General features: G+C 54.9%; 33 protein-coding genes. 11 read left to right on the top strand and 22 right to left on the bottom strand.

The window, feature by feature from the left end; genetic code table 11:
• Positions 1-286, top strand: a 286-nt coding sequence (locus tag C3451_RS24475; protein WP_240034209.1) for a hypothetical protein, incomplete at its 5' end; no start/stop codon positions are given.
• 16 nt (positions 287-302) lie between these two features.
• Here C3451_RS24475 and C3451_RS02390 read toward each other — a convergent pair.
• The 13 genes from C3451_RS02390 to C3451_RS02335 all read right to left on the bottom strand — a co-directional run bounded on the left by C3451_RS02390 (position 303) and on the right by C3451_RS02335 (position 8,226).
• Positions 303-686 (bottom strand): type II toxin-antitoxin system death-on-curing family toxin, encoded by a 384-nt coding sequence (locus C3451_RS02390; RefSeq protein ID WP_124304223.1) that lies wholly within the window; start codon positions 684-686, stop codon positions 303-305.
• Entirely contained in the window at positions 683-904 is a 222-nt protein-coding gene (locus C3451_RS02385; protein ID WP_006117881.1) for a type II toxin-antitoxin system Phd/YefM family antitoxin, read from the bottom strand. Before C3451_RS02385 ends, C3451_RS02390 begins: the two co-directional genes overlap by 4 nt.
• 196 nt (positions 905-1,100) lie before the next feature.
• On the bottom strand, positions 1,101-1,388 hold the full coding sequence (locus C3451_RS02380) for a hypothetical protein (RefSeq protein WP_124304222.1): 288 nt from the start codon (positions 1,386-1,388) through the stop codon (positions 1,101-1,103).
• Complete coding sequence (locus tag C3451_RS02375; RefSeq protein ID WP_124304221.1) at positions 1,372-3,819, bottom strand: replication endonuclease; 2,448 nt, start codon at positions 3,817-3,819, stop codon at positions 1,372-1,374. Before C3451_RS02375 ends, C3451_RS02380 begins: the two co-directional genes overlap by 17 nt.
• Positions 3,820-3,995: 176 nt before the next feature.
• On the bottom strand, positions 3,996-4,784 hold the full coding sequence (locus tag C3451_RS02370) for a DNA cytosine methyltransferase (RefSeq protein WP_124304220.1): 789 nt from the start codon (positions 4,782-4,784) through the stop codon (positions 3,996-3,998).
• A gap of 10 nt (positions 4,785-4,794) precedes the next feature.
• A complete protein-coding gene (locus C3451_RS02365) occupies positions 4,795-5,697 on the bottom strand; it encodes a Dam family site-specific DNA-(adenine-N6)-methyltransferase (RefSeq protein ID WP_240034208.1) in 903 nt (300 codons plus the stop codon).
• Positions 5,694-6,254 carry a 3'-5' exonuclease gene (locus C3451_RS02360; RefSeq protein ID WP_192894885.1) on the bottom strand — a complete coding sequence of 187 codons (561 nt, stop codon included), beginning with the start codon at positions 6,252-6,254 and terminating at the stop codon, positions 5,694-5,696. The genes C3451_RS02365 and C3451_RS02360 overlap by 4 nt, the downstream gene beginning before the upstream one ends.
• A gap of 81 nt (positions 6,255-6,335) precedes the next feature.
• Positions 6,336-6,728 carry a hypothetical protein gene (locus C3451_RS02355; protein WP_124304218.1) on the bottom strand — a complete coding sequence of 131 codons (393 nt, stop codon included), beginning with the start codon at positions 6,726-6,728 and terminating at the stop codon, positions 6,336-6,338.
• Between the two features lie 88 nt (positions 6,729-6,816).
• The gene (locus C3451_RS02350) at positions 6,817-7,086 is read right to left on the bottom strand and encodes a hypothetical protein (protein ID WP_124304217.1); all 270 of its coding nucleotides are present in this window, start codon (positions 7,084-7,086) and stop codon (positions 6,817-6,819) included.
• An 85-nt stretch (positions 7,087-7,171) separates the two neighbouring features.
• Complete coding sequence (locus C3451_RS02345) at positions 7,172-7,399, bottom strand: phage filamentation protein Fil family protein (RefSeq protein ID WP_124304216.1); 228 nt, start codon at positions 7,397-7,399, stop codon at positions 7,172-7,174.
• A gap of 12 nt (positions 7,400-7,411) precedes the next feature.
• Complete coding sequence (locus C3451_RS24295) at positions 7,412-7,585, bottom strand: hypothetical protein (RefSeq protein ID WP_192894884.1); 174 nt, start codon at positions 7,583-7,585, stop codon at positions 7,412-7,414.
• Positions 7,575-7,835, bottom strand: coding sequence for a DUF4761 family protein (locus tag C3451_RS02340; RefSeq protein WP_124304215.1), 261 nt, complete (start codon positions 7,833-7,835; stop codon positions 7,575-7,577). The genes C3451_RS24295 and C3451_RS02340 overlap by 11 nt, the downstream gene beginning before the upstream one ends.
• 46 nt (positions 7,836-7,881) lie before the next feature.
• Positions 7,882-8,226: a hypothetical protein gene (locus tag C3451_RS02335; RefSeq protein WP_124304214.1), complete on the bottom strand. Its 345-nt coding sequence runs from the start codon at positions 8,224-8,226 to the stop codon at positions 7,882-7,884.
• 87 nt (positions 8,227-8,313) lie between these two features.
• Here C3451_RS02335 and C3451_RS02330 point away from each other — a divergent pair, with 87 nt between their 5' ends.
• Positions 8,314-8,616: a helix-turn-helix domain-containing protein gene (locus tag C3451_RS02330; RefSeq protein WP_124304213.1), complete on the top strand. Its 303-nt coding sequence runs from the start codon at positions 8,314-8,316 to the stop codon at positions 8,614-8,616.
• Positions 8,617-8,697: 81 nt separating this feature from the next.
• Entirely contained in the window at positions 8,698-9,675 is a 978-nt protein-coding gene (locus tag C3451_RS02325; RefSeq protein ID WP_124304212.1) for a tyrosine-type recombinase/integrase, read from the top strand.
• Positions 9,676-9,864: 189 nt separating this feature from the next.
• On the opposite strand, the gene C3451_RS02320 is transcribed toward C3451_RS02325, so the two are convergent.
• Both C3451_RS02320 and gapA read right to left on the bottom strand, forming a co-directional pair.
• Entirely contained in the window at positions 9,865-10,749 is an 885-nt protein-coding gene (locus tag C3451_RS02320) for a D-hexose-6-phosphate mutarotase (protein WP_045621410.1), read from the bottom strand.
• Positions 10,750-10,823: 74 nt separating this feature from the next.
• Positions 10,824-11,819 (bottom strand): glyceraldehyde-3-phosphate dehydrogenase, encoded by a 996-nt coding sequence (gene gapA / locus C3451_RS02315; RefSeq protein ID WP_006809136.1) that lies wholly within the window; start codon positions 11,817-11,819, stop codon positions 10,824-10,826.
• A 341-nt stretch (positions 11,820-12,160) separates the two neighbouring features.
• Here gapA and msrB point away from each other — a divergent pair, with 341 nt between their 5' ends.
• A complete protein-coding gene (gene msrB, locus C3451_RS02310) occupies positions 12,161-12,574 on the top strand; it encodes a peptide-methionine (R)-S-oxide reductase MsrB (RefSeq protein WP_022647790.1) in 414 nt (137 codons plus the stop codon).
• A 41-nt stretch (positions 12,575-12,615) separates the two neighbouring features.
• Complete coding sequence (locus C3451_RS02305) at positions 12,616-12,888, top strand: YeaC family protein (protein ID WP_022647791.1); 273 nt, start codon at positions 12,616-12,618, stop codon at positions 12,886-12,888.
• 51 nt (positions 12,889-12,939) lie between these two features.
• On the opposite strand, the gene C3451_RS02300 is transcribed toward C3451_RS02305, so the two are convergent.
• The 4 genes from C3451_RS02300 to sppA form a co-directional block, all read right to left on the bottom strand.
• On the bottom strand, positions 12,940-14,193 hold the full coding sequence (locus tag C3451_RS02300; protein ID WP_124304211.1) for a glycoside hydrolase family 18 protein: 1,254 nt from the start codon (positions 14,191-14,193) through the stop codon (positions 12,940-12,942).
• Positions 14,194-14,417: 224 nt separating this feature from the next.
• Complete coding sequence (gene pncA / locus C3451_RS02295) at positions 14,418-15,059, bottom strand: bifunctional nicotinamidase/pyrazinamidase (protein WP_045621413.1); 642 nt, start codon at positions 15,057-15,059, stop codon at positions 14,418-14,420.
• 9 nt (positions 15,060-15,068) lie between these two features.
• On the bottom strand, positions 15,069-16,085 hold the full coding sequence (gene ansA / locus C3451_RS02290) for an asparaginase (RefSeq protein ID WP_023305945.1): 1,017 nt from the start codon (positions 16,083-16,085) through the stop codon (positions 15,069-15,071).
• A gap of 62 nt (positions 16,086-16,147) precedes the next feature.
• A complete protein-coding gene (gene sppA, locus C3451_RS02285; protein ID WP_023299888.1) occupies positions 16,148-18,004 on the bottom strand; it encodes a signal peptide peptidase SppA in 1,857 nt (618 codons plus the stop codon).
• A 167-nt stretch (positions 18,005-18,171) separates the two neighbouring features.
• On the opposite strand from sppA, the gene C3451_RS02280 reads away from it, so the two are divergent.
• The 3 genes from C3451_RS02280 to C3451_RS02270 all read left to right on the top strand — a co-directional run bounded on the left by C3451_RS02280 (position 18,172) and on the right by C3451_RS02270 (position 21,810).
• Complete coding sequence (locus tag C3451_RS02280; protein ID WP_045621414.1) at positions 18,172-18,723, top strand: NAD(P)H nitroreductase; 552 nt, start codon at positions 18,172-18,174, stop codon at positions 18,721-18,723.
• A 116-nt stretch (positions 18,724-18,839) separates the two neighbouring features.
• Positions 18,840-19,883 (top strand): selenide, water dikinase SelD, encoded by a 1,044-nt coding sequence (gene selD / locus C3451_RS02275; RefSeq protein ID WP_017384682.1) that lies wholly within the window; start codon positions 18,840-18,842, stop codon positions 19,881-19,883.
• Between the two features lie 4 nt (positions 19,884-19,887).
• Complete coding sequence (locus C3451_RS02270; RefSeq protein WP_124304210.1) at positions 19,888-21,810, top strand: DNA topoisomerase III; 1,923 nt, start codon at positions 19,888-19,890, stop codon at positions 21,808-21,810.
• 114 nt (positions 21,811-21,924) lie between these two features.
• Here the strand turns inward: C3451_RS02270 and gdhA are convergent, their stop codons facing one another.
• On the bottom strand, positions 21,925-23,268 hold the full coding sequence (gene gdhA, locus C3451_RS02265; protein WP_023305947.1) for an NADP-specific glutamate dehydrogenase: 1,344 nt from the start codon (positions 23,266-23,268) through the stop codon (positions 21,925-21,927).
• A 225-nt stretch (positions 23,269-23,493) separates the two neighbouring features.
• Here gdhA and C3451_RS02260 point away from each other — a divergent pair, with 225 nt between their 5' ends.
• Entirely contained in the window at positions 23,494-23,766 is a 273-nt protein-coding gene (locus C3451_RS02260; protein ID WP_045621416.1) for a YnjH family protein, read from the top strand.
• On the opposite strand, the gene C3451_RS02255 is transcribed toward C3451_RS02260, so the two are convergent.
• Positions 23,726-24,142 carry a pyrimidine (deoxy)nucleoside triphosphate diphosphatase gene (locus tag C3451_RS02255; RefSeq protein WP_022647800.1) on the bottom strand — a complete coding sequence of 139 codons (417 nt, stop codon included), beginning with the start codon at positions 24,140-24,142 and terminating at the stop codon, positions 23,726-23,728. The genes C3451_RS02260 and C3451_RS02255 overlap by 41 nt on opposite strands.
• 75 nt (positions 24,143-24,217) lie before the next feature.
• Here C3451_RS02255 and C3451_RS02250 point away from each other — a divergent pair, with 75 nt between their 5' ends.
• The gene (locus tag C3451_RS02250; RefSeq protein WP_023299893.1) at positions 24,218-24,790 is read left to right on the top strand and encodes a carboxymuconolactone decarboxylase family protein; all 573 of its coding nucleotides are present in this window, start codon (positions 24,218-24,220) and stop codon (positions 24,788-24,790) included.
• Positions 24,780-25,397 carry a CDP-alcohol phosphatidyltransferase family protein gene (locus tag C3451_RS02245; protein WP_032624407.1) on the top strand — a complete coding sequence of 206 codons (618 nt, stop codon included), beginning with the start codon at positions 24,780-24,782 and terminating at the stop codon, positions 25,395-25,397. Before C3451_RS02250 ends, C3451_RS02245 begins: the two co-directional genes overlap by 11 nt.
• Here the strand turns inward: C3451_RS02245 and C3451_RS02240 are convergent.
• Complete coding sequence (locus C3451_RS02240; RefSeq protein WP_032624875.1) at positions 25,394-26,701, bottom strand: rhodanese-like domain-containing protein; 1,308 nt, start codon at positions 26,699-26,701, stop codon at positions 25,394-25,396. The genes C3451_RS02245 and C3451_RS02240 overlap by 4 nt on opposite strands.
• Positions 26,702-26,750: the final 49 nt, after the last annotated feature.

Here is a 26,750-nt window from a genome sequence, read left to right as displayed (position 1 = left end):
CAATCGATCCCGCTCACACCCGGAAGCGAGAAAACGCGCTGAGAAGGCGAAAAAGGCCGAAGAATGGCAATTAAAGGCATCACCTCCCGACCCTCCGTCGCGTGGGCTGTTCCCCCGTCACCTGCGCACGACATTTACTTCGTTTTTTGTGCATTTTCCGATCCTGAGCCAGACCGCGCCGCCACAGGGCGGAAAGGGCATAAACAGCATCAAAAAAATTGTGCAAATTTGTGCACTATTGTGCAACAGAGAAAAGAGGCCCGGAGGGAAGAAAAGCCGCCTTTAAAAGGCAGCTTCTCAGGTCAGTGGGGATTGATGGATAGTCGGCGCAAAACATTAGCAACATCGCCACTGCTTAGTGAACCCGTCGCTGCGGATACGGTCAGTTCTTCCAGTTCATTACCTTCATCACGGATATCAATACCATTGCGCTTTAAAAAAGCCATCGCAACGAAAAAGGCGGTGCGCTTATTGCCGTCATTGAAGATATGACCACGCGAAATGGCGACGAGATACATCGCTGCGAGTTCGTGAATATCCTCAACGTCTTCATAGTAGCGCTGGTTCTGAACACGATAAATGATCGCCTCTGCTCTTCCCGGTTCTGGCATTCCCTGAACGCCCGGCAAAGCTGCAAGCAGACGGTCATGAAACGCTATCACCTCCTGAGCGCTAATCCATTTCATCTGTCGGCCAGCGCCTTAATGGTACGACCGTGCCGCCCCATAATTTCGGCAAATTCAGCATCCAGCTTTGCTTCCTGCCACGCGTTGAAATCATCCCGGCTGATAAGCACAGCGGCAGAGCCATCGCGGCGAGTTATTTCTACAGGCTCGCCAGCCGTAGCAGCTTCCATTACCTCGGCAATATTTTGCCGGGCCTGAGATGTGGTATAGGTTCGCATATAACCTCCTTTGATGTACGCGTTAAATGTACAACACAAACGTACAACATGCAATGCCATGACCTGAGCCTGACTCATTTACCATTGAGCGCCACTTTGTGGCGCTGGCGGACTCTTTGCCGCCCGCACCCGCAGAATCGCTATTCCCGGCGTAACGCGTTACGCCAGCCATACCGATTGCCATGAAAACACAGTATTAATGATTGTCGCTTTCATCTTCAGTATCGGGCGTTTTTCTGGATTCAAAGTATTTCTTTTCTGCCGCCGCAACGCGCGCCTGGTGCTCAGGATAGTCACGAAATACATCCGCTACCGGCCAGTCGACTGGCGGGATCACTGGCTCCGTATTATTGCTGGCCTGCATTTCATTTGAACGTGCCAGTTTCCGTCGTAGCTCACGTTCTTCATGCGAGGACTCGCGATAATAAAGCCAACTCTGATAATCGTCTTCCCGTTCAAAATCATCATCATGATACCTTCCCATGCAGCCCCCTGTTGATGAGCGCAACCTTAAGCCTTCCCAGAAGCGCTTCATTCTCCTGTTTTCTTTCTGCTTTTTGCCTTTGTTCGGCATCGTCACGACGCTGTTCGATTGCTGCCGTTCCGATCAACTTCGCCGTACATGTCAGACACAGCCCCTCGTTACCGTATGCCTTATCATCCGGAGTTAATTCAGCATTACAGTTCCTCGCCCTACAATATGACGCTTTGGTTTCTTCTACCAGATAGCCACCTTTCAGGTAAACCAGCTGATCACCAAAAGACAGCGCTGCCCCGCACCGGAGAGCATGAATATCGAGTTCCGATTTTATACCCCAGGCTGAAAGCTGATATTTAAGGGATTCCGTCAGAGGCACAGGCTGCACGGTACTGTTTTTAAGGGTTGGCACTTCATTGCGGATAGCTGCGGCCACTTTCATGTAACTCTCAGCCCGCGCCTGATCAACCTCATCGCAATCTGACGCGGTTATAGTGCAGGCAAGAGACTCAAACACATCGGCAGGTGATTTTTGCCGTTCTGGTTTGAAGTTTCTGAGGCTTTCGTTGAGCCGTTTTTTCTGCTCGCGGGTCATTTGACCAATTTCATATTGTTCAGGCTCAACTGGTGGCGGATTCTCACCCCTTGAATTTGTCTGTTTTTTAACCTCAGTACAGTTATTGACACGAGTCCTAGAGGGCGCGGACGCGCCCCGAAGGTCAAAATCAAAGTCAACGGCCTGGCCGGAGTCGTCTAATATCTCCGGTTTCTTACGCACAATGCGGTAGGTATGCAGTCTGGTTTCAATCGGTGGAATGTGAGCGGCAGGCATCACCAGACCTTTGATAAGATCCAGATACTCGCCGTAATCATTCGGCTCATCCTTCTGCTGATACCAGATACGCAGCGGGAGATCACGACGGGCAACCAGTGCACCGCCCTGCAATTGAGTGTATTGCTGCCAGTCGCCAGCATCCGCAGCGCGGTGTAGCTCAGCAAACAGAGGGTTTATCTTGTCGGCCTGTTCCTGATTGCGGAACCGGCGCAGCTCACGCCAGACAGATACCGGCGCACCGCCCAAAAACTGAAACTGACGAATGCCCCAGCACGACGCCCAGGCGGTAGCATGTTTTGACGTTTCTTTCAGTGGCCTGCCGCTTTCGTCGTCGGTTTCTCCGTCGAGCGCGTAGCCGTCAATATTCTTACTGATGTACTTCACCACGTAGCCGGTGGCGCTGCCGATTTCATGATCTATCGGTTTCATGTCAAAACGCGGCTGGTTGCCATGCTTGCCCTGCAACTCTTCCGCATCCTCACGGGTCGCGTAGTCTTCCATCACTTCCAGTAGTTCAGCGGAATGCTCAGGCAAAGAGAACAACAGGCCATGCCAGTGCGGCGTACCATCGTGGTGAGACTCAGCCACCCGCAGGCCAAATACCGGAATTTCACGGCGGGCCAGCTCAGCGCGGATCTGTTGCCATACCCTGTTAAGATAGCGCTGCGTGGCTCTTGGGCTGGCACCGTTCCATTTGGCATTGCGATGACCGAAGACGGTATATGCGTGGTATTTGGATGGCGCAGTCAGAGTAAAAAACTGACCCGCATAGCCGCTTTCGGTAGCAACTTTTTCAAAGCCGCCGATACGGGTCATGAGTTCAACGCGGCGCAATGCGGGGTTAGATATGCTCTTATCGATCTGATCAATAAGAGAAATACGCTCTTTGGTTTCCTGGTCTTCCAGCTCAAGACGGGCCATGATCGCGCGGCTGCGTTTGCGTCTGGCATCCCACTCATCAACGTGGTGCTTGCTGCAATACGGTGCAGCGCCCCGCTTTACATCACCAAAAGCAATATGCAGGTGCTCACGCCAACGCGCGGCGTACTTTTTCAGGTTACGGTGCCAGTAGCGATCATCCAGCATCTTGCTAATGCCGGTAGTAGCCTCATCAATAAACAGCGCACCCCGGCAATACTTTGCCCAGCTCGGCGGCGTCAGGAAGAAAAGCCGCGCGAGGATAGCCGCTTCGGTGTAAAGGTATCCGGCATATTTGCGATCACTCTGCGTATCTACCGTTTCGTGAACCTCACTCAGCGCAGATCGCATATAGATAGCGATATCCTGCGCCAGTAACTCAACATCTTCCGGCGTGAAGTCCGGCAGGTGATTAAATCGCTCAACCAATCCATGCAGAGTGTTAAACGTGTGGTAAAGCGGGTTTAACCCTTTGAATGCTGTATCGGCCTGAGATTTAGCCTCATCGGTCATCGCAATAGCGTATTGCTCATTCACCATGTTGATAGGCGGCAGATCCCTGCGGATGATATCGCGCAGCGCAAGACGGGCGATGTGCCTGCCCTTCATGGTGTGAATACTGTCAATGCGGGAAGCCAGACGCAGGCGAATAAAGCGGGGTAGCGGCGCAAGGGTGACTTTCACCCACGCCAAAAACTCCTGTTCTTGACCCAATTCGACTAGATCAACAACGGGAGTCTTATCTACACAAATGGCAGCTTTCGGCTTCTGCCATTCGTAATCGTACCGGGTGGCGTCTGGTGCGCTACCCGGATACGGAGGGGGCGGTGTTGGGTCTCTGCGCCCACTGGCTGCGGTGGTCATTGCACCGCATCCATGTAAGCGCTTATGAAGGTTGTTGCAACTTCCGCGCAGATTGCATTTCCGTAGGCGCGCAATCGTCCCACCACTCCGGCAACCCCATCAGCAGACGAGCCATAACAGGCTGGAATAACTCTAACTTTTTCATCTGCGCCCTTGTTGGCTCCCCATGAAGACCAAACGTGTGCAGCCAGATCTGACGATACAGCGTATCGTTCCGCATTCTCCCGTCCTTCCGGAAGAATGAGTTTTGAAGGTTGCCGGTATCTCTGTGCGCTCTCGTCGTTGGCGTCGCCCACCCAATACAACCGTTGCCTGATGTGCGGGGCACCGACGCCCGCAGCGCAGAGATCGAAAGCTGTTGCGGCGTATCCCGCACCTTCCAGATCAGCCTGTACAATGTCGAACCACGCCAGGCCATCTTTGCTTGCAACCTGCTCGCCAAAGATGACTTCAGGGCGGCACTGCTCAATGAGATAGTGGAAATGGGGCCATAAGTGCCGCTCGTCAGTAATCCCCGCTCTTTTGCCTGACTGGCTGAAAGGCTGGCACGGGCATGAACCTGTCCAGACGTGGCGATCGTCTGCCCATCCAGCCCGGCGCAGGGCGTAAGACCAGACGCCGATCCCTGCGAAGAAATGGCATTGTTTAAATCCTTTAAGGTCATTTGGCGTTACTTCCTCAATAGAACGGGTGTCAACGACGCCGGGGGATATATGCCCGGCGTCAATCAGATTGCGCAGCCATTGCGCGGCAAAGGTATCGATTTCGTTGTAATAGGCAGTCATAAAAGGCTTCTCACAGTTGAATCGGGTTTTCTTCTGATTCCCAATATCCGGGGAGCACATCGCTATCGGATTCATCTCCGCATCCTTCAACGACGCCCAAAGTGCCGATCACTTCTTTGGCTTTCTGGCGGTTGCTGGCGTCGGTACTAACAGAGCGCTGCACGTCGATTTCATGCAGGTGGAAGCGGTGGTAAATCTCGCGGGTGGTGTCGGTGTCACTGTTGGAAATGACAACCGGCGCGCCATATTTTTGGTTAACCTCCAGCAGATCCGCCGCTAACTGGCGGTGATGCTTCTCGGTGAATGGCTCGGTGTGGTATTGGGTGAAATTGGCAGTTTCGCTTGCAGGCAGGTACGGCGGATCGCAGTAGATGGCTTCATCCGTTCCAACCATCACTTTGAGTGTGTTTTGAAACGAGCTGCACAGGAAAATAGCTTTGGTGTCGTTGGCCTTCTCGGCAAACTGGCGGATCTCCGCTTCCGGGAAGTAAGGCGCGGTTTTGTGCTGACCAAACGGCACGTTGTAACCGCCGCCCTGGTTGTAACGCACCACGCCGTTGTAACCGTGGCGATTGAGGTAAAGAAACAAAGCCGCGCGGGCCACATCAAGCAAGCCTTTTGTACCGTTGAAAATGCGGCGGTTTTGTAAGTATTCCTCTTTGGAATTGCCGGTCGCAAAGAGCGGGCGGGCAAGATCAATCACCAGCTCAGGATTGCTTTTGACCTCACGATAAAGGCGGATCAGGTCTGGGTTGATATCCGCAAGGATATAGCGGCGATAATCGGTATTGAGGAACACTGAAGCGCCGCCAACAAAAGGCTCAACAAGGCAACTAGCCTTTGGTAAATGCAGCAGTAATTCAGGCATCACGCGGCTTTTGCCACCGGGCCATTTGAGGAGGGAACGGATCATAATGCCGCCCCCATAGCGCCTTTGGCTGCGAGGCTTTTTAGGTTGTCTGAGAGCTGAGCGATCTGATTCCACACATCAGCGGCAGCGTTATGCTTTTCAGAATCGACAAGCCGATTTGAGGCATACCCACAGACAGTAAGCGCAACCTCTTCAACCGTTCTAACGTCGCGGACATTCCAAAAATTCCAGACCAGTTTTAAATCTACAGCGCGCATTGCGTTGTAGATAATCGGCATATCGTAATCAGTACCGCGCGCCCAAACTTTCACGCTCGCCAGATCACAATATTCCAGGATAAACATATTTAGTTCGCTAAGAGCTACGGGGAGGGAGTAAGCCCCTTCTTTGATTACTTCCGCTCGTACTTCTCCCGACTGCTTAAACCACCATTTGATTGTTTCAGCGCCCAGTGTTCCGCCGAAAGCCTCACTGCTTTCAATAGCAATGCGGCAGTACATTGAGGCGGAAACTCCACCTGACATAGGGTCAAAGATTGCCGCAGCAATAGACGCAATCGCCGCAGTTGGCTTGTTATCCATGGCTTCAATATCAATCATTACATGCTTCATCTTGCTTTCTCCTGGGTGCAGGAAGCCCGGCGCGGTGATGCGCCTGACTACTGGTTAATCATTCAGTGGTTAATTGACTGCGCCATCCGGCGCGGGTGGTGGTGATTCGCGTAACGCCTGCATTTCAAGGCGCGGCGCAGCATGATCGGGAAACTCCCACGGCAACGCCGCAGCCAGCTCGGCAAGGCGCTTAATGCCCAACATCAGGCTCACTTTGTCCTGAGAGCTGAACTGTTCGAAAGGCATGGTGAGGTGGGAATGAGTCAGCGACGGCAGATCTTTAAACCGCTGCGCGGCTTCGTTTGCCAGCAGGATGATCACCTTTTTCTGAGTCTCGCCCAGGCGGTTGAAACGGCTCGCCGTGTCATTGGTGCGGGAAACTGAAATGCTCGACTGCAAACGGGCACGCTGTTCAAGGAACATCTGACGCCCGGATACTGGTTTCTCTTGTCCGATATTCATAATCCTATCTCCCATCACTACCGCTTATCAGGCGCGTCACTCGCAAGTAACGCCCCGGATAAGCACCGGTTTCCCGGTGCTGTTGGTTTTACTTCGCCAAGTCCAAGTCAAAGGTGAAATGAGTCACCTGCGGAAGTGGGCGGAGGAGATAGCACAGCGGGCAATCACATGACTTACACGCTGTGCCGTCTTCAATATGGCGCTCTTCAAACCATTGAGTTACCGCACGACCATCAGCCGCGCGGTAATGGATGTAATAGGAATTGCCACTTGAAATATATTTAGCGCAAGCCTCAACGGTGCCTTTCTCACCGCTGGCTTTAATTGTCACTTGCTGACCTAATTCGAACTTAAACATAGATACCCCTTTTTTGGGTGAGTGAATGCGCCATCACTTAATAAAGTGACGACAGGTAGAAAAAGTTTTATCTGTTACTTAATGACTAAAGCAGTTTCCTAAACAACCTTGCTAAAGCGCTAAATAAGCCTTTGTTTATCTTCTTCGTATAAACAAAAGGCTTACTCATGCCTTTAATGAAACGCACCTTATTCGGTTCCGGTTTAAAGAAACGCCCGTCCGGGCATTCAATCCAGCCGCGTGTGTTGCGGTAATGCGTGACCTGGCAACCATGCTTTAACAGGCTGGCAAGTGATGGGGCGTTATCGTTCATATCGTGTACCTGCTACAGTTGCCTACGGGCTTTTAGTTCAACTTCTTCACGGCGGGCTTTATATTCTGCAAGCGCCTTTATTCTTTGCTGGTTTGCTTTTTCTATTCGCTGTCTGATCAGGAATTGAATTAGATACACAACAAGCACAGCAAAAATAGAAAGGCCTATTATCATTTCAACCTTCATGATTCCTGCCACTATTCAGCCGTTCAATTGTTCGCATTGCTTCAGCTAAGGCAAAGTCACGGCCATAATAATTATCAATATTGGCGTTATCATCCCGCTTATTAATCAGGTATGAATTACTTCTGTTAAAAGCATTGCGCGGTGATTTACGGATAGTGAAGCCGTTAAAGACATAAACGTTTTTACTTACCTGAACCAAACCCGGGATGCTTCCAGCATGTGACCCATGTTGTGAATAGCGCTTTTTCATTTTTTAACTCACCAATGAACAGATTGGGTTTACGACTTATTCCCATCTAAAAAGCAGAGGCTTTATCCAGATGGTTGAAGCCGTCCAAATACATGCGGGCGTAATATGCCACCATGTTGACCTGTAACAACTCTCTGCGGCCAGGCATTGCTTTTGGCACCAGTGGCAGATATCTGCGCTCAGCATCGCTTTGCACTTGGCGCAGTTCCATGCCGTAAAACTCTGCAAACTCTTTCAGCGTCATGCGTGGCTTGATGCCTTTCTCAGTCAGATACGCAAGAGCCAGTGTCATGGCTTCGCGTTCTTTAGTGCCGCAGACTGGTAAATCTGTGATTTTACGCACCTTTGAAGACGCAGCCTTTTCAGTGGTGCTTTTCCGCGTTGTCGTCATGGGCTATCCTTTAGGATCGGTTTAGATTGGTTTCAAGTGGGTACAAATAAGTACCCTTGAGCAAAGATTAGGGGACAAATACGTACCATGTCAAGCGACGTAGGCGAAAAATTAAGACTCATCCGTGAAGCTGAAGGATTGAGCCGGGATGAGTTTGAGCAGATAACCGGCGTACCTGCTGGCAATACAAAGCGTTATGAAACAGGGAGGACTAAAAGTATCGGCAGTGAATTTCTTATGATGATTACTCAGCACCCCCGCTTTACGAAATACACACTTTGGTTAATGACTGACCAGATCGCACCTGAATCGGGACAAATATCCCCGGCTCTCTCCCCTGATGGGCCAGGCAACATCTCCAGCCCCCAAAAAGGCCAGAAGGCTGGCTAACTATCTACAGGATTTATAAAAATTGGGGCAACGGTGGTATTTGCAGCGAGATTGTTAGTTTCTTAGGGTGAGTGTTTTTACATGACGATTAAATCACTGGGTAATGATGGCTGGATGGTAGATGTACGGCCACAGGGACGTAGCGGTAAGCGAATCCGTAAGAAATTCGCTACCAAATCTGAGGCCCAGCAATATGAACGATGGGCTATCGCAACCCATCACAACAAAGAATGGGTTGATAAACCCAGGGATCGAAGTTCACTTACAGACCTGATAGCTCTCTGGTGGGATCGCTGCGGCAGCACGCTGAAAGATGGCGAAAACCGCCACGTAAAACTAAAGGCCACCGATCGCCGGTTAGGTTTCCCGCGTGCGATCGACGTTACACCCGAAGCGTTTGCACAGTACCGGGCGAAGCGTATTACAGATGGTATTGCCCGAAAGACCGTCAACAACGAGCACCGCGATCTAAAAGCGATGTTCAACAAGCTGCGGGAGCTGGGTTTATTTCACGATCAAAATCCATTAACCGAACTCAGCGAACTGAAATTACCTCAAACCGAGTTAGGCTTCCTTACCAAAGACGCGATTCGTCGCGTCCTCTCCGCTTTAGAGGGCGACAACCTGAAAGCTGCAAAGCTATGCCTTTCAACGGGTGCTCGCTGGAATGAAGCGGCCAGACTCACACGCGATCGCGTATACAGCGATCGTGTCACTTACACCGAAACCAAAAACGGGCAGCACCGAACCGTTCCCATTACAGCCGAACTGGCGAAGGAGATCACAGGGGGCGAAGGCCGGTTGCTTTTCCCAAACATTGATTACGACCTTGCCCGCAAGACACTTAAACGCGTTGCCCCTGAAATTCCAGCCGGGCAGGCCACACATGTTTTCCGCCACACCTTTGCCAGTCACTTCATGGCGAACGGCGGCAACATCCTCGTTTTACAGCGTATTCTGGGCCATTCCAGCATTAACCAGACGATGGTTTACGCGCACTTCTCACCCGATCACCTTGCCGATGCAGTGACGTTAAACCCACTGGTTAATCTCGATTGATCCCTGCCCCAAAGTGACCACAAACAAAAAACACTGATCCACATTTTGACCACACAGGATTGATTTAGAGGGGTTTTGGTTGGTTTCGTTGAGGTGGTAAATGCTTGATTTGAATATAAGTTATTGTTTTTTCGGGTATTAAAAAGGGGCGCTTGCGCCCCGTTTGTTTTTTATGGTGCCTGATAAATATTAGCGCTTCACAATCTTGATCGTCTGGCCTAAGCGGGACGGTTTTTCTTCGCTGGTTTTCTGCGGGGCGGTCACGCACGCGGTTTCCACACACACGAAGGTCTTGTAACCGTCATCCGGGATATCTGCCATGCTGACGGAAAGGGCAGGGCCCGGGTTCCAGCCCACCACGTTGCTATGGTGGTGGTGAACCACGTCAATGCCGCGGTTCAACGCGCTGTCGTGGATGACGCTACAGGCTTCCGGGTGCAGATACACGCGATCGGTACGGTCCGGGAAGCTCTGAACGCCGTCGTCCAGCCTGCCTTCTTTCGCGTTGTCCACTTTGTCGATAAAGGTATCGCCAAGTCCGCTCACCTTAACGGCCTGAATGTCGCCTACGTTGAAATAGGTGTGCAGGGCGGACGTTGTTTCGAATTCGCCGTGCGCTTCCAGTTCAATCTCGCAGGTTTTAGCCAGCTTGAAGCGGGCATAGAGGGTGAATTCATGTGGCCACAGGGCGCGCGTTTCATCATTTGCCTGAAGTTCAAAGGTCAACACCGCGCCGTTATCATCTTCGTTGTGGGCTTTCAGCGTCCATTGCTGGTTACGGGCGAAACCGTGAGACGGCAATCCCTGCTGCGCTGACGGACCAAACCATGGCCAGCAGATCGGTACGCCGCCACGGATCGCCGCCCCTTTTTTGAACGAGGTGGCCTCGCTCAGCCACAGGCCTTCTTCTTCGCCTTCTGGTTTCCAGGAGAGCAGGTGGGCGCCATTGAGCGCTACGGAGGCTTTAACGCGCGGATGATCGACGACGATGATATCGGCGCCGTCAATCTGACGGCGGGAGAGCACAGGGGTAAGTTGTTCGACTACCGGAAGTGCAAAAATTTTATTAATCATTAAGCAATCCTCTGTCTAAAAACAATAAAAAAGGCGACCGAAGTCGCCTTTTAGGATCAAGCACTCATCTCAACTTATTTGGAGATGTGAGCGATCAGGTCCAGTACTTTGTTAGAGTAGCCAGTTTCGTTGTCGTACCAGGAAACCAGTTTCACGAAGTTGTCGTTCAGTGCGATACCTGCTTTAGCATCGAACACGGAAGTGCACACTTCGCCGTTGAAATCGGTAGAAACAACGTCGTCTTCGGTGTAACCCAGAACGCCTTTCATTGGGCCTTCGGAAGCAGCTTTGATTGCTTTCTTAATTTCTTCGTAAGAAGCAGCTTTTTCCAGACGAACGGTCAGGTCAACAACGGATACGTTAGGAGTTGGAACGCGGAACGCCATACCAGTCAGTTTGCCATTCAGTTCTGGCAGTACTTTACCTACTGCTTTAGCAGCACCGGTAGAAGATGGGATGATGTTCTGAGCCGCGCCACGGCCGCCGCGCCAGTCTTTGTGAGACGGGCCATCAACGGTTTTCTGAGTAGCGGTGGTAGCGTGAACGGTAGTCATCAGACCTTCGATGATGCCGAAGTTGTCGTTGATAACTTTAGCCAGCGGTGCCAGGCAGTTGGTGGTGCAGGATGCGTTGGAAACGATGTCCTGGCCAGCGTAAGTTTCGAAGTTTGCACCGCGAACGAACATTGGGGTGTTGTCTTTGGAAGGACCAGTCAGAACAACTTTCTTCGCACCCGCAGTGATGTGTTTACGTGCAGTTTCGTCGGTCAGGAAGATACCGGTAGCTTCAGCTACAACGTCAACACCGATTTCGTTCCATTTCAGGTTAGCTGGGTCTTTCTCAGCAGTAACGCGGATGGTTTTGCCGTTAACAACCAGGTGGCCGTCTTTCACTTCAACGGTGCCGTCGAAACGACCGTGAGTTGAGTCGTACTTCAGCATGTACGCCATGTATTCAGCGTCCAGGAGATCGTTGATACCAACGATTTCGATGTCAGAACGTTTCTGAGCAGCACGGAAAACAATACGGCCGATACGGCCAAAACCGTTGATACCTACTTTGATAGTCATATATTCCACCAGCTATTTGTTAGTGAATAAAAGGTTGCCTGTAAAATTACAAAAACCTTACGCAGCGTCAAGCGGAATCGTGTCAATCATTGCGACAAATCAATCCTGTGACTAACGTTTGTGCGACTGACTCGCCTCACTTTCCCTTTGAGCTAGCAACCACATGGGGGCTGCGCCCGGAATTTTAAAGGCCTCGCAGGATTAAAATGTGAAATTGATCACAATTGCCTGACCGCCTTTTCGCGACACATAAGTTTAGATCAAAAGTGCACGCGCGGGTGTTAATGTTTTGTTAGAATCTGGGTTAAAAGATGTCTGTTTCAACAGCGAGATGTAAGCATATGTCGAACCAACATAACCCCGACGATTTGAAAAAAAACCTTACAGAGATGCAGTTTTACGTAACGCAAAATCACGGCACGGAACCGCCGTTTACCGGGCGTTTGCTGCACAATAAACGGGAAGGCGTCTACCATTGCCTGGTGTGTGATGCACCGCTGTTTAACTCCCAGACTAAGTACGATTCTGGCTGCGGCTGGCCAAGCTTTTACGAGCCTGTCAGCGATGATGCGATCCGCTATCTGACGGACTCCTCGCACGGCATGGTGCGCACCGAAATTCGTTGTGGGAATTGCGACGCCCATCTCGGGCATGTCTTCCCGGATGGCCCGCAGCCGACGGGGGAGCGTTTCTGCGTAAATTCGGCTTCGATGAGCTTTACCGATGACGAAAACGGCGACCAGACCAAGGGTTGAAAAAACGATTCAGCAAATTATTCCTTTGAAAGGGAGAGATCGTGAATATTGATGACATGATTGCAGGCATGACCCCGGAGGTTTATCAGCGCCTGGTGACGGCCGTTGAGCTGGGAAAATGGCCGGACGGTGTGGCGCTCACACCTGAGCAAAAAGAGAACAGCTTGCAGCTGGTGATGCTGTGGCAGGCGCGTCACAATACCAACGCCCAGCACATGACCATCGACACTAACGGTCAGATGGTGATGAAAAGTAAGCGCGAACTGAAAGAAGACTTCGGCATCACGCCGAAGCCGATTGCAACCTTCAAATAAAGCTCCCATGTAGGCCGGGTAAGGCGAAGCCGCCACCCGGCACACTACACCTTAGTGCGGGATCCCAAGCGACTCCGCCAGCTGCTTCGCTAACTGGTTGTTGTCATCCGCGCCATACTCCCAGAACATCGCCCCGGCGAGACCTTTCTCCTTGATGTAATCTGCTTTAATCGCCACGGAACGCGGGTTCTCATAGGAGATCGCAAACAGCGCCTTCCCGTCGGCGGATTTTACCGACAGCCACGGCACCTTCGCCTGTTCGTCCCAGTGCTCGGTAAAGCATTTCTGCGGATCGTTTAGCAGTTTGCGGACGATATCGTTGTATTTCACGTAGGTATCTTTGGTCAGGTCATAGCCAAGCGATTTGAACAGGCCCAGTTCCTGCGGCCCGAAGTAGGGCTGGGTGACCGGATTGTTTTGCGCGTCCGGTTTACTCCAGTCGATACCCGGTTCAACGGCGCGCTTCGGTACACGACCGTAAAAACCGATTCCGAGGTTCATTTGCTGCGGCTTAAGGCCGGCGGCCAGATAGTTATTCACCACAAAATCAACGCTGTATTTGTCTGCGGCAGCCACCGTTGGCCAGGCGCTGGAGTCATACAGATTCGCGTTAAAATACTGCGTCCCGTACGCCATGTCGTAGGTCATCAGGTTGATGTAATCGAGCAGGGGGGCAATGGCCTTCACATCCACCCAGCTTTTCGGACTTTCTGCATTTGCGCCCACCGCAATCGTGACCAGTTTTTTCATACCAAACGTGTCACGCATCTCTTTTAACAGCGCGGTGAAATTATCCCTGTCGGCTGGGGTGCTCTCGACCAGTCCCCACGCGCCGTTGACCGGGAACTCCCAGTCGAGATCGATCCCGTCCAGGCCGTATTGACTGACGATCTGCTGTGCGGAGCGAATAAACACCGCGCGGCTCTCTTTGGTAGCCGCTGCGCCAGAAAAACCACGTGCGCCCCAGCCGCCAACGGAAAGCAGCACTTTTAAATTCGGGTTTTGTTTACGAAGCTGAGGAAGTAACGCCAGGTCGGATGCCACCTTGGGTGATAACCAGATTTGATGCAGTTTTGCCGGATCTTTCAGTGCAGGGTTGGTCTCGTCTTTCTCGTTGTTATAGACCAGACCAAACGAGTAGTTGAGGTGTGTGATCTGACGGACATCGAGTTTATTGATATCGCCACCCGGTCCGGCGGTAACATCGCCACCGCCATTGAAGTAGCCCACGCACATCAGGGGCGCGGCGGAAGCCAGTGACGCGCAAAGCAAGGGTAATGCTGCCAGCAAGGGCAAACGTTTCATATAAGTTCCTCTTTGACTGAATAAAAATAACCACGCCACAGAAAAGGCGTGGCGAAAAAACAGCCTGAAGAGAATACCATCGCCGCTTCGCTTGTGATGCGAGGGAGTTCACTTTATGGGAGATCGGGGAGGGGGTTTTGCCGGGTGGCGCTGATGCTTACCCGGCCTACAAAACCAGAGAAAGTAGGCCGGGTAAGGCGAAGCCGCCACACGGCTAAAAAAGCTTACGCCTGCGTCTCCATCCAGTCAGCCAGCGTATACAGCGTTGCGCCTTCTGCGGCCATATCCATAAACGCCTGGGCGCTGTCATGCGGCTGAATATTCACCCCGCGACAGCCGTCGGTAATGACATTCACGGTATAGCCCAGCTGGAGCGCATCCAGCACGGTGAACTTCACGCAGTAATCCGTCGCCAGGCCCAGCACAATCAGCTCGGTGATCTCATGATGGCGTAACCATGCGTCCAGCGCCGTCTTCTGGCGGTGACCGTTATCGAAGAATGCGCTGTAGCTGTCGATGGTTGGGTTTTCACCTTTGTGGAACACCGCGTCGATGGCCTTCTGGTTCAGCAGCGGATGCAGCTCAGCGCCTTCCGTCTGCTGCACGCAGTGATCGGGCCAGAAGGTTTGCGCCAGTCCGTCCAGTTCGCCCTGGCTGTAAGGCTCAACGTTGTGCTGGCTGGTAAAGCTGCCGTGGTTTGCCGGATGCCAGTCCTGACTCGCCACCACCGCTTCATCACGAGCCTTACACCACTCAATCAGCGAATTCGCGACGTCGACGGTGCTGTCGCCTTCCGCGACGGCCAGCGCACCGCCCGCACAGAAATCATTTTGCAAATCGACCAGTAACAGGGCGCGTTGCTTCATGGGAACTCCTTATTCGTCCGGCGTCAGTTCACCGCGCAGGTTTTGCATCATGGCGCGGCGAATGGAATCAATATCCAGATCCTGACTCAATAAATAGTGAAGTTTAGTCAGCGTTGCCTCAACGGTCATATCGAAACCACTGATCACGCCAGCGTGCGCCAGGGCGTTGCCGGTGGCGTAGCCGCCCATATTGACCTTACCGGACATACACTGAGTGAGGTTCACCACCACAATCCCGCGATCGCTCGCCTCCTGAAGCTCTTTCAGGAACTCACCGTTCTGCGGGGCGTTACCCACGCCATAGGAGCGCAGGATCAGCGCCTTCACCGGCTGGCGCAGGAAGTTGCGCACCACGTCGGCGGAAATACCCGGATAAATCGTCACCACGCCAATCGGCTGCGGGGTGATCGGGTGAACGATCAGCTCGCCTGCAGTATTTGGCGCGGGCGGCGTGCCCAGACGACGGATATGGATCCCCGCTTCCAGCAGCGGTTGCAGGTTAGGTGAGGCAAACGCGTCAAAGCCGTCAGCGTGCGCTTTAGTGGTACGGTTCCCGCGGTACAGTCGGTTGTTGAAGAACAGCGTTACCTCGTTGATCGGGTAATTAGCGGCCACGTACAGGGAGTTAAGCAGGTTGATCTGCCCGTCTGAACGCAGTTCCGCCAGCGGGATCTGCGAACCGGTCACGATGACGGGCTTGCCCAGGTTCTCCAGCATGAAGGAGAGCGCCGAGGCGGTGAACGCCATGGTGTCGGTGCCGTGCAGGATCACGAAGCCGTCGTACTGGTCGTAATGGGCTTTAATATCGTCCGCAATATGCTGCCAGTCTTCCGGCGTCATGTCGGAGGAGTCCATCAGCGGCTCATATTCGTGGATGGTAAAGTCCGGCATTTCCGGACGGTGGAATTCAGGCATCAGCGCCAGCTGGCGCTGCAAATGGCCAGAAACCGGAATATAGCCATTTTCTGAGCGCTGCATACCGATGGTACCGCCGGTATAGGCGACATATATTGATTTCTTCTGCATGGTAATGAGTTCTTGTTCTTCAAAAGAAAAAATCCCCTCTTAACGGGAAGAGGGGACGGTTTTTAACGCACGTTCGCACAGGTCAGGCAAAACGCGTAACGGCTTTGCGGATCGTTGAAAGTCGCGAGCTTATCGCTCTCCGCTTTCATGGCTTTAGCCGCCGTCGCCACCGGCGCCGGCAGATACGCCTGAAGCGCTTCCGGCAGCATGGCGCGGACGGAGCCGGACATGCTGTCCATGACCATATCGAAGAACGTCGGTTCGTCCTGATAATAGTCAACGTGCCACTGCTTGAGCTTCGCCAGTTCCGCCGCTTTCTTCACGGCATCGTCGAAGTCACCCAGGCTGTCTACCAGACCGTTGCTCTTCGCATCCTGGCCGGTCCAGACGTGGCCCTGCGCGATCTGGTCAATCTGGTCTGGCGTCTTTTTACGGGAATCCGCCACCAGCGTGATGAAGCGCTTATAGCCACTCTCAATGCTGAGCTGCATCATCTCGGACACCTCAGGCGGCAGAGATTTAGTCACGGACACATCCGCCAGCGGCGAGGTGGAAACGCCGTCGGTATGAACGCCGAGATAATCCAGGCTGTTCTCTACGGTGTTGATCACGCCGAAGATGCCAATCGAGCCGGTCAGCGTGCTTGGGTTAGCCACAATGTAGTTGGCTGGCGTCGAGATCCAGTACCCCCCTGAAGCCGCCATGCCCCCCATCGAGACCACGACCGGCTTGCCCGCGGCACGCGCGGCGGCCAGCTCAGCACGGATCACCTCGGAGGCGCTGACGCTGCCGCCAGGGCTGTTCACCCGCAGGACAATCGCCTTCACTTTCGGATCCAGACGCGCATCGCGGATCTGCGACGCGGTGGTGTCCCCGCCGACGTTCCCCGGCGTTTCTTCACCGTCCATAATGGCCCCGTTAGCAAACACCACGGCGATGCTGTCACCGCTGTCATCCGGCTTTTTCGCGGCGTAGTCATACATGCTGATGGCGCTGTAGTTCTTGTCCTCTTTACTCCAGCCGAACTGTTTGGTCAGCGCTTTTTCGATTTCAGCGCTGGAACCCAGCCGATCGACCAGTTTGTTATCAAGCGCGTATTTCGCTGTATCGCCGTCCACTTTGCGCAGGCCCTCCAGCACACCGCGCGCGCCCGGGAAGACCTGCTCAGCGGTCATTTGACGGTTAGCGGCAATGGTGCCGAGATAGTTCTGCCACAGCTCGCCAATCCAGCGGCTGTCCGCTTCACGGGCGGCAGGGGACATATCATCACGGATAAACGGCTCCACGGCAGATTTATAGGTCCCGACGCGGAAGACGTGGGTAGTGACCTTCAGCTTGTCGAGCAGCGATTTGTAGTACAGACCATTTGTGGCGAAGCCATGCAGATCGACCGTGCCCTGCGGAGAGAGCCAGATTTTGTTAGCAAAGCTCGCCAGATAATATTGCCCCTGGGTGTAGCTGTCGCCGACGGCAATGACCGGTTTACCGCTGTCGCGGAATTCCCGCAGCGCTTTCCCGATGTACTGCATCGAAGGCTGATCGGCTCCGGCAAAATCTTTCAGATCCAGCACGATACCGGTAATGTTGCGATCGTCTTTGGCCTGACGGATCGTGTCGACGATATCAAACAGGGAGTTTTCCTGCAGGCGGTCTGAGGTCGCGCCGAACAGCTGGCGGCCAATCACGCCCAGACGATTGCTGGTCGATGGCTTATCAACAATCACCCCGGTGATATCGAGGAGCAGTGCGCCGCGCGTCGAATTCTGCGCCTGGCTGGCGCTGCTGAGATGCATCCAGATACCTGCGCATACCAGGACCAGGAAGATGAAGAAGATATTCATCACCAGGTTGCGGACGAAGTTGAGCAGTCGCCACGTCCATTTAAAGAAACCGGCAAAGATTCGCCAAAGGGTTCGCATGTATTCTCCCTAACCAGAAAAGGACTGTTTCCGTCGCCACAGGACGGTAATGTGCGGTTATCGTAATGACCCAACCGCCACTTGTCAGCAGGAATCGCCTGCCACGCTGTAACAAATTCTGCTGTCGTGTTAATTTTGTGAGTAAATTTCACGAAAGGAGTTAACCAATGGACGCACTTGAACTGCTTGTTAACCGTCGTAGCGCTTCCCGCCTGGCCGACCCGGCCCCCGTCGGCGAGCAGCTGGAAAACATTCTGCGTGCCGGAATGCGTGCGCCGGACCATGGCACATTGCAGCCGTGGCACTTCTTTATTATTGAAGGCGAAGGGCGCGACCGCTTCAGCCAGCTGCTGGAGCAGGGGGCGGTTGCCGCAGGCCAGGATGAGAAGGGGATTGATAAAGCCCGCAACGCGCCGTTCCGTGCGCCGATGATCATCGCGGTAGTCGCAAAATGCCAGGCCGACCATAAAGTGCCGGTCTGGGAGCAGGAGATGTCTGCCGGTTGCGCGGTAATGGCAATGCAGATGGCCGCCGTCGCGCAGGGCTTTAACGGCATCTGGCGTACCGGGCCGCTGACCGAGAGCGCCGCCGTGCGGGAAGGCTTCTCCTGCGGTGAACACGATAAAATTGTCGGCTTCCTCTATCTCGGCACCCCGCAGCTTAAAGCCTCCAGCACCATTAGCGTGCCGGACACCACGCCTTTCGTCAGCCGTTTTTAATTACACGCGCTAAACTGTCTGGATTCTGAGCATCCGCCGCAGAATTCAGACAGTCATACTTACCTCTTTATGGAATGAGCGCTACCATAGCGCGATTGAGATGACAGGAGACGTCCATGAGCGAGCAAACCATTCGTTTAACGCAATACAGCCACGGAGCCGGTTGCGGTTGTAAAATTTCCCCGAAAGTGCTGGAGACCATCCTGCACAGTGAACAGGCGAAGTTTGTCGACCCGAACCTGCTTGTCGGTAACGAAACGCGTGACGATGCAGCGGTTTATGACTTAGGTAACGGCACCAGCATTATCAGCACCACTGACTTCTTTATGCCGATTGTCGACAACCCGTTCGACTTCGGACGCATTGCGGCCACCAACGCCATCAGCGATATCTTCGCGATGGGCGGTAAGCCGATTATGGCGATCGCCATTCTGGGCTGGCCGATTAACACCCTCCCGCCGGAGATTGCCCGCGATGTCATCGAAGGCGGACGCTTTGCCTGCCAGCAGGCGGGTATTGCCCTGGCCGGTGGTCACTCTATCGATGCGCCGGAGCCGATCTTCGGCCTGGCCGTCACCGGCGTGGTGCCGACCGAACGCGTGAAGCGCAACAGCACCGCGCAGGCGGGCTGCAAGCTGTTCCTCACCAAGCCGCTGGGCATTGGCGTACTGACAACCGCCGAGAAAAAATCCCTGCTGAAGCCCGAGCATATTGGTCTGGCAACGGAAGTGATGTGCCAGATGAACCTTGCCGGTGCGGCATTCGCCAATATCGACGGCGTGAAGGCCATGACCGACGTGACCGGCTTTGGTCTGCTGGGACACCTCTCTGAAGTCTGTCAGGGCGCGGGCGTGCAGGCGCAGGTCTGGTATCAGGATGTGCCGAAGCTGCCGGGCGTGGAAGAGTACATTGCTCAGGGCGCCGTTCCGGGCGGGACGCAGCGCAACTTCGCCAGCTATGGCCATTTAATGGGCGAAATGCCGGAAGCGTGGCGCAATCTGCTGTGCGATCCGCAAACCTCCGGCGGCCTGCTGCTGGCGGTGACGCCGGAAGCAGAAGCTGACGTTCAGGCAACGGCGGCCGAGTTTGGCATCACCCTGACGGCCATTGGCGAGCTGGTGACCGCCCGCGGTGGCCGCCCGATGATTGAGATCCGTTAATTCGATGCGGTTGTTTATTGCCGAAAAGCCGAGTCTGGCGCGAGCCATCGCCGACGTGCTGCCCAAGCCGCATCGCAAAGGCGATGGCTTTATCGAATGCGGTAACGGGCAGGTGGTCACCTGGTGTATCGGTCACCTGCTTGAACAGGCGCAGCCGGATGTCTACGACAGCCGCTACGCCCGCTGGAACCTCAACGATCTGCCGATCGTGCCGGAAAAGTGGCGTCTGCAACCGCGTCCTTCCGTCACCAAACAGCTCAACGTCATTAAGCGTTTCCTGCATGAGGCGACGGAAGTGGTCCACGCGGGTGACCCGGACAGGGAAGGGCAACTGCTTGTCGACGAAGTGCTGGACTACCTGGAGCTGGCACCGGAAAAGCGCCAGCAGGTGCAGCGCTGTTTAATTAACGACCTCAACCCGCAGGCGGTGGAGCGCGCGATTTCGCGCCTGCGCGCCAACAGCGAATTTATTCCCCTGTGTGTCTCCGCGCTGGCGCGTGCTCGCGCGGACTGGCTGTACGGGATCAACATGACCCGCGCCTACACCATCCTGGGACGCAATGCGGGCTATCAGGGCGTACTCTCTGTTGGGCGTGTTCAAACCCCGGTGCTGGGGCTGGTGGTGCGTCGCGACGAAGAGATCGAAAATTTCGTCGCCAAAGACTTCTTCGAAGTCAAAGCGCATATCGTCACGCCGAAAGACGAACGCTTTACCGCCGTCTGGCAGCCGAGCGATGCCTGTGAGTCATATCAGGACGAAGAGGGGCGGCTGCTACATCGTCCGCTGGCGGAGCACGTGGTTAACCGCATTACCGGCCAGCCCGCGATCGTTACCAGCTATAACGACAAACGGGAATCAGAGCCCGCACCGCTGCCGTTCTCCCTTTCGGCGTTGCAGATCGAGGCCGCGAAAAAGTTTGGCCTGAGCGCGCAGAACGTGCTCGATATCTGCCAGAAGCTCTATGAAACCCACAAGCTGATCACCTATCCGCGTTCGGACAGCCGCTATCTGCCGGAGGAACACTTCGCCGGACGCTACTCGGTGATGAATGCCATTGGTGTCCATGCGCCGGATCTGTTGCCGCAACCGGCGGTAAACCCGGATACCCATAACCGCTGCTGGGACGATAAAAAAGTCGATGCCCACCACGCGATAATCCCGACGGCGCGCACCAGCAACGTCAACCTGACCGACAACGAAGCAAAGGTCTATAACCTGATCGCGCGTCAGTATCTGATGCAGTTCTGCCCGGACGCGGTTTTCCGCAAGTGCGTTATTGAGCTGGAAATTGCCAAAGGCAAATTTATCGCCAAAGCGCGTTTCCTCGCGGAAGCGGGCTGGCGCACGCTGCTCGGCAACAAAGAGCGTGACGAAGAGAACGACGGCACGCCGCTGCCGGTCGTAGCCAAAGGCGATGAACTGCTGTGCGAAAAAGGCGAAGTGGTTGAACGTCAGACCCAGCCGCCGCGCCACTTCACCGATGCGACGCTGCTTTCGGCCATGACCGGGATCGCCCGTTTTGTGCAGGATAAAGATCTAAAGAAGATCCTCCGCGCCACCGACGGTCTGGGTACGGAAGCAACCCGCGCGGGGATTATCGAGTTGCTGTTTAAGCGTGGTTTTCTCGAGAAAAAAGGGCGCTATATCCATTCGACAGAGCCGGGCCGGGCACTGATTCACTCCTTGCCAGAGCTGGCCGCCAGACCGGACATGACCGCGCACTGGGAGTCAGTGCTGACGCAGATCAGCGAAAAGCAGTGCCGTTACCAGGACTTTATGCAGCCGCTGGTGGGGACGCTTTATCAGCTGATTGATCAGGCGCGCAGCACGCCAGTGAAGCGATTCCGGGGGATGGTTGCCCCGGGTGGCGGGGCGAAGAAACCGTTCAAAAAGAAAAAAAGCGCAGCCAAAAATACCACCGCTTAAACCGTAGGCCGGGTAAGGCGAAGCCGCCACCCGGCAAAAAGCAGCTCTGCGGCCTGAAAAAAGCCCGGTGGCGATAACGCTTACCGGGCCTGCAAGGGCGAGAATGCAGCGAAACTAAATCACACCCTGCCCGATCATCGCATCGGCCACCTTCACGAACCCGGCGATGTTGGCGCCGCGCACGTAGTTGGTCTGTGAAGCCTCACCGCCGTACTCCACGCAGGCATGGTGAATATCAAGCATAATGTGGTGCAGACGGGCATCCACTTTCTCCGCCTTCCAGCCCATTCTCGCGGCGTTTTGTGCCATTTCCAGACCGGATGTTGCCACCCCGCCCGCGTTCGCCGCCTTGCCTGGCGCAAAGAGTACGCCCGCGTCCAGGAACAGATCGGTCGCTTCAATGGTGGTGGGCATATTTGCCCCTTCCGCTACCGCCTTCACGCCATTGCTAATCAGCGTCCGGGCGGCATCCACGTCCAGCTCGTTTTGCGTCGCGCACGGCAGGGCGATATCCACCGGCACACCCCACGGCTGTTTACCTTCCAGATAGGTCAGGCTAAACTCTCGGGCATAATCCGCCACGCGGCCGTCACGGCTGGCTTTGATTTCGCACAGACGCGCCAGTTTTTCTGCTGTGAAGCCAGCTTCATCCACCACGGTGCCGCTGGAGTCGGAGGCGGTCACTACGCGCGCGCCAAACGCCATCGCTTTCTCGATAGCGTACTGCGCCACGTTGCCGGAGCCGGAGACCGCCACGCGCATCCCCTCGAAGCTCAGCCCGTGACGCTTAAGCATCGCTTCAGTGAAATAGACCAGACCGTAACCCGTCGCTTCCGGACGAATCAGGCTGCCGCCAAACGACAGACCTTTGCCGGTAAAGACGCAGGCGCTGTTGTTGGAGAGCTTTTTCATCATCCCGGCCATAAAGCCCACTTCACGACCACCCACGCCGATATCCCCGGCAGGAACGTCGGTGTCCGGCCCAAGGTGGCGATAGAGCTCAGTGACCAGCGCCTGGCAGAAGCGCATCACTTCGCCTTCGCTCTTGCCTTTCGGATCGAAATCACTCCCGCCTTTACCGCCGCCCATCGGCAGGGTAGTGAGCGCATTTTTAAAGGTCTGCTCGAAGCCGAGGAATTTCAGAATCGACAGGTTCACCGAGGGATGGAAGCGCATCCCGCCCTTAAACGGCCCAATGGCGGAGTTAAACTGCACGCGCCACGCGCGGTTGACCTGTACCTGATTGCGATCGTCCACCCACGCCACGCGGAACTGGATGACGCGCTCCGGCTCCACCAGACGTTCAAGCAGCGCCATCTGGCGGTAGCGCGGATTTTCCTCAAGGAAGGGCCACAGGGTGGTCATGACTTCACGAACGGCCTGGGCAAACTCGCTTTGGTGCGGGTCGCGCTGCTGAACATGGGCAAGAAAGCTTTCCAGAGAGCGTGTCTGATCCATAGATATAAGAACCTCTTATAATAATTTATGCGTGTGGCGGAGATGTTTTGTGTCGTTTTTTTGACTATACCACCCGCACCGCTTTGAGAGGCAAGCAGAAATTTAGGCCGAAAGGGAAATTAATGACAAGGCGCGCGTCATAACCAAAAGCGATGACGAGATAAATTAAAGATCCCGTCAGGATCTACCGTTATAGATATAAACGATGCAAAGGAAATTAAGTCTATGAACCGTTTCGCAATGGTCGCGTTATGTTTGATGGTGTCCGCCGGGGCACAGGCTGATCGCATTCGCCCGGATGTCGAAGTTAACGTGCCGCCAGAGGTTTTTAGCGCTGGCGGCCAGCGTGCGCAGCCGTGTAATCAGTGCTGTATCTATCAGGATCAAAACTATTCCGAAGGCGCAGTGGTCAGGGCGGATGGCGTGCTGTTGCAGTGCCAGCGTGATGAACGCACCCTCAGTACAAACCCGCTGGTCTGGCGTCGCGTAAAAGAATAAACGCTTCCAGGAGCGGTATATCCGCCGGGGCTAAATCATACGTGAACGCGTCTTCTGGCGTGCACCACACCAGCGCCGAGTGGTAGTGCGCCTTCAGCTCGCCGCTAAATTCCGGCACGTGCCAGGCGTGGAGGTGGATCAGCCGCTGCGACACTTCCCGCTGGTGGCTTGCCACATACCGCGCGGGCACGGCTTCAATGCCGAGCTCTTCGCGTAGTTCGCGGATCAGCGCTTCCTGCTGGGTCTCACCGGCTTCAACCTTTCCGCCCGCAAATTCCCACATTCCTGGCTGATCGGCATGTTCGGGACGCTGCGCCAGCAAGATCTTGCCCTCTTTTTCGAGGATGGCCGCAACAACATCGAGTGTTTTCAGCATGTTCGTCAATAATTAATAGCGAAAAACGACATATTATCGTGCCCTGCCAAAGAGTCCAGTCATCAGGAGAATCAGGTGAAAGAGACAGCCGCCTGGGTTGCGCCCATGGAAACCCTTCCCGTCAGCCTCAAGCCCATTGCTGCCATGCAGAAAAAACACTTCGGCGCGGTGCTGAACCCCACGCGCTGGTGGGGGCGTATGCCGCGTCTTTTCTGGCTGGTAGCGCTATTTGTCGGCTATCTGGAGCGGCGCAAGGCGCGTTTGACGCCGGTTCTGCGTTCGTTACTAATGACGCGGGTCTCGCAGATCTGCCACTGCGCATTTTGTATTGATGCCAACAGCCTGCGTCTGGCCGAGCGGAGCGGGGCGCTGGATAAAGTGCAGGCCGTCAACGACTGGCAAAATTCCACCCTGTTCAGCGAAGAGGAGCGCGCGGCGCTGGCCTATGCGGAAGCGGTCACCGCCACGCCGCCTCAGGTGGATGAAAATATCAAAAACCAGCTGAAGCGCCACTTTAGCGAAGAGACTATCACCGAAATGACGGCTCTGATTGCCTTTCAGAACCTTTCCGCCCGCTTTAACGCCGCGCTGGATATCCCGGCTCAGGGCCTATGTGCCACGTTTAAAGGTAAACCGCATGCTGGATAAACATCTGCATCCACGGCTGAAGCCCGGGTTAAATCAGCTGGCCGCCGCGCTGGATAAACCGTTTATTACGCCTGATGGGTTAACGCTCGCCGGGTTTGCGATTGGCGTACTGGCGTTACCGTTTCTGGCGTTGGGCTGGTATCTGGCGGCGCTGGTCGCCATTGTGCTGAACCGGCTGCTGGATGGTCTGGACGGTGCGCTGGCGCGTCGCCGTGGCCTGACGGATGCGGGAGGATTTCTTGATATCGCCCTCGACTTCCTGTTTTACGCGCTGGTACCGTTTGGCTTCGCGCTGGCCGCTCCGGCTGACAATGCGATCGCCGCCGCCTGGCTGCTGTTCGCGTTTATGGGGACGGGCAGCAGTTTCCTGGCCTTTGCCGCGCTGGCGGGGAAGCATAATATCGACAACCCCGGCTACGCGCACAAGTCGCTTTATTACATTGGAGGATTAACGGAAGGAACGGAGACCATCGCGCTGTTTGTGCTGTGCTGCCTGTTTCCGGCACACTTCACGCTGTTTGCCTGGGCGTTTGGCGCGTTGTGCTGGCTGACCACCACAACGCGCATCTGGAGCGGTTACGTGACGCTGAGGTCACTCCCCCGCTAGCGTGCGCTCTCCGGTCCACGCTCCCCGGTGGAGACCGGGTTCTGCGGATGGCTGCTCCATTCGTACCAGCCGCCGTCGTAGACGGCAACGTTTTGCCAGCCCATGGCGCGGGCGTACATGAAGGCTTCAGACGCGCGCCAGCCAGTGCCGCAGTAAAACGCAACGTGCTGCTCCGGCAGGATATTCCACGTCTTCCACATGGCGGCAATATCATCGGCGCTGCGCATGGTGCCATCCGGATTGTGGAAATCTTCCATGTGGGTCGCGTCGCTACCCGCATGGCCCCAGCGCGCACCGGCAATGTCACCTTTTGGCTTGATATAGCTGTAGCCGCTGGTTTCACCGATAAACTCTGGCCAGGAACGAATGCTCACCAGGGATGCATCCTGACGGTGCAGCATTCCCCGGGCCTGTTCCATATCCACCATCAGCCGGGGCTGGCCCGGGATCGGCGCGCCAAAATCAGGGGCTGGCTTCACGTTCTCAGGCGTTCCGCGCTCAACGGGCAGGCTGGCGTCTGACCATGCCTTCCAGCCGCCGTCCAGAATTCGCACATCCTTCACGCCCGCGTAGAGCATGATCTGCGCCACGCGCGCGGCGGCATATACGTCGCGACCGTACAGAATGACGGTGGTATCGTGACGGATCCCGTGCTTCGCCAGCATCGCTTTCAACTTTTCGTCAGCGACCTTATTCCACAGCGGTTCGCTTTCCACTTCATTGGTGTCGATGTAGCCCGCGCCGGGAATGTGGCTCAGGAGATAAAGCTTCGGCGCACCCCAGCCAGCCTCGATCACCTTCCACTCTCCGGCTGGTGCGGCAGTAACGGGTTTGCCCTGCTGCAACAGGTGGATCCACTGCGGATAAACCAGCTGTTCAAAATGTGCCAGACGTTGCAAACGGTCGGATTGTTGCAGGGCATCGCTCAGGATGGAAACGTGGGTAAAACCCGCTTTTTCCAGCCGCGTTTTGACGGTCTGGTTGTCATCATCATTGCCATAGAGCGCAACCGGCATGTCAGGCGTAAGCCGATGCTGTTTTGCCCAGCCGCTGAGCTGTTCATCGCTCATTGCCCCAAGCCAGCCTGCAGAGAGATTAAGCGCGGCGGGTTCATGCCCGGACGTTCCGCGCAGCGCCTGCGGCCAGCCGTTATAGAACGCACTGATGCGCGTATCAATTACCGCGCCGTTTTGCGCCTGGAGCTGGTCCAGCGTGAGGGAGTGGGGCATATCAGCCGCCATGGAGGAGAGTGAGGCGAGGCCGCAGATCAGAGCCAGCGCGGTCAGTTGAGAAACACGTTTCATCGAAAAACCTGACGTCATTAAAAGAGGGTGGCATTGTCGTCTCTCCTGA

This window comes from Enterobacter sp. 301B, assembly GCF_003850715.1.
GTDB lineage: Bacteria > Pseudomonadota > Gammaproteobacteria > Enterobacterales > Enterobacteriaceae > Enterobacter > Enterobacter intestinihominis.
This window is presented reverse-complemented; position numbering and strand designations above follow the sequence as displayed.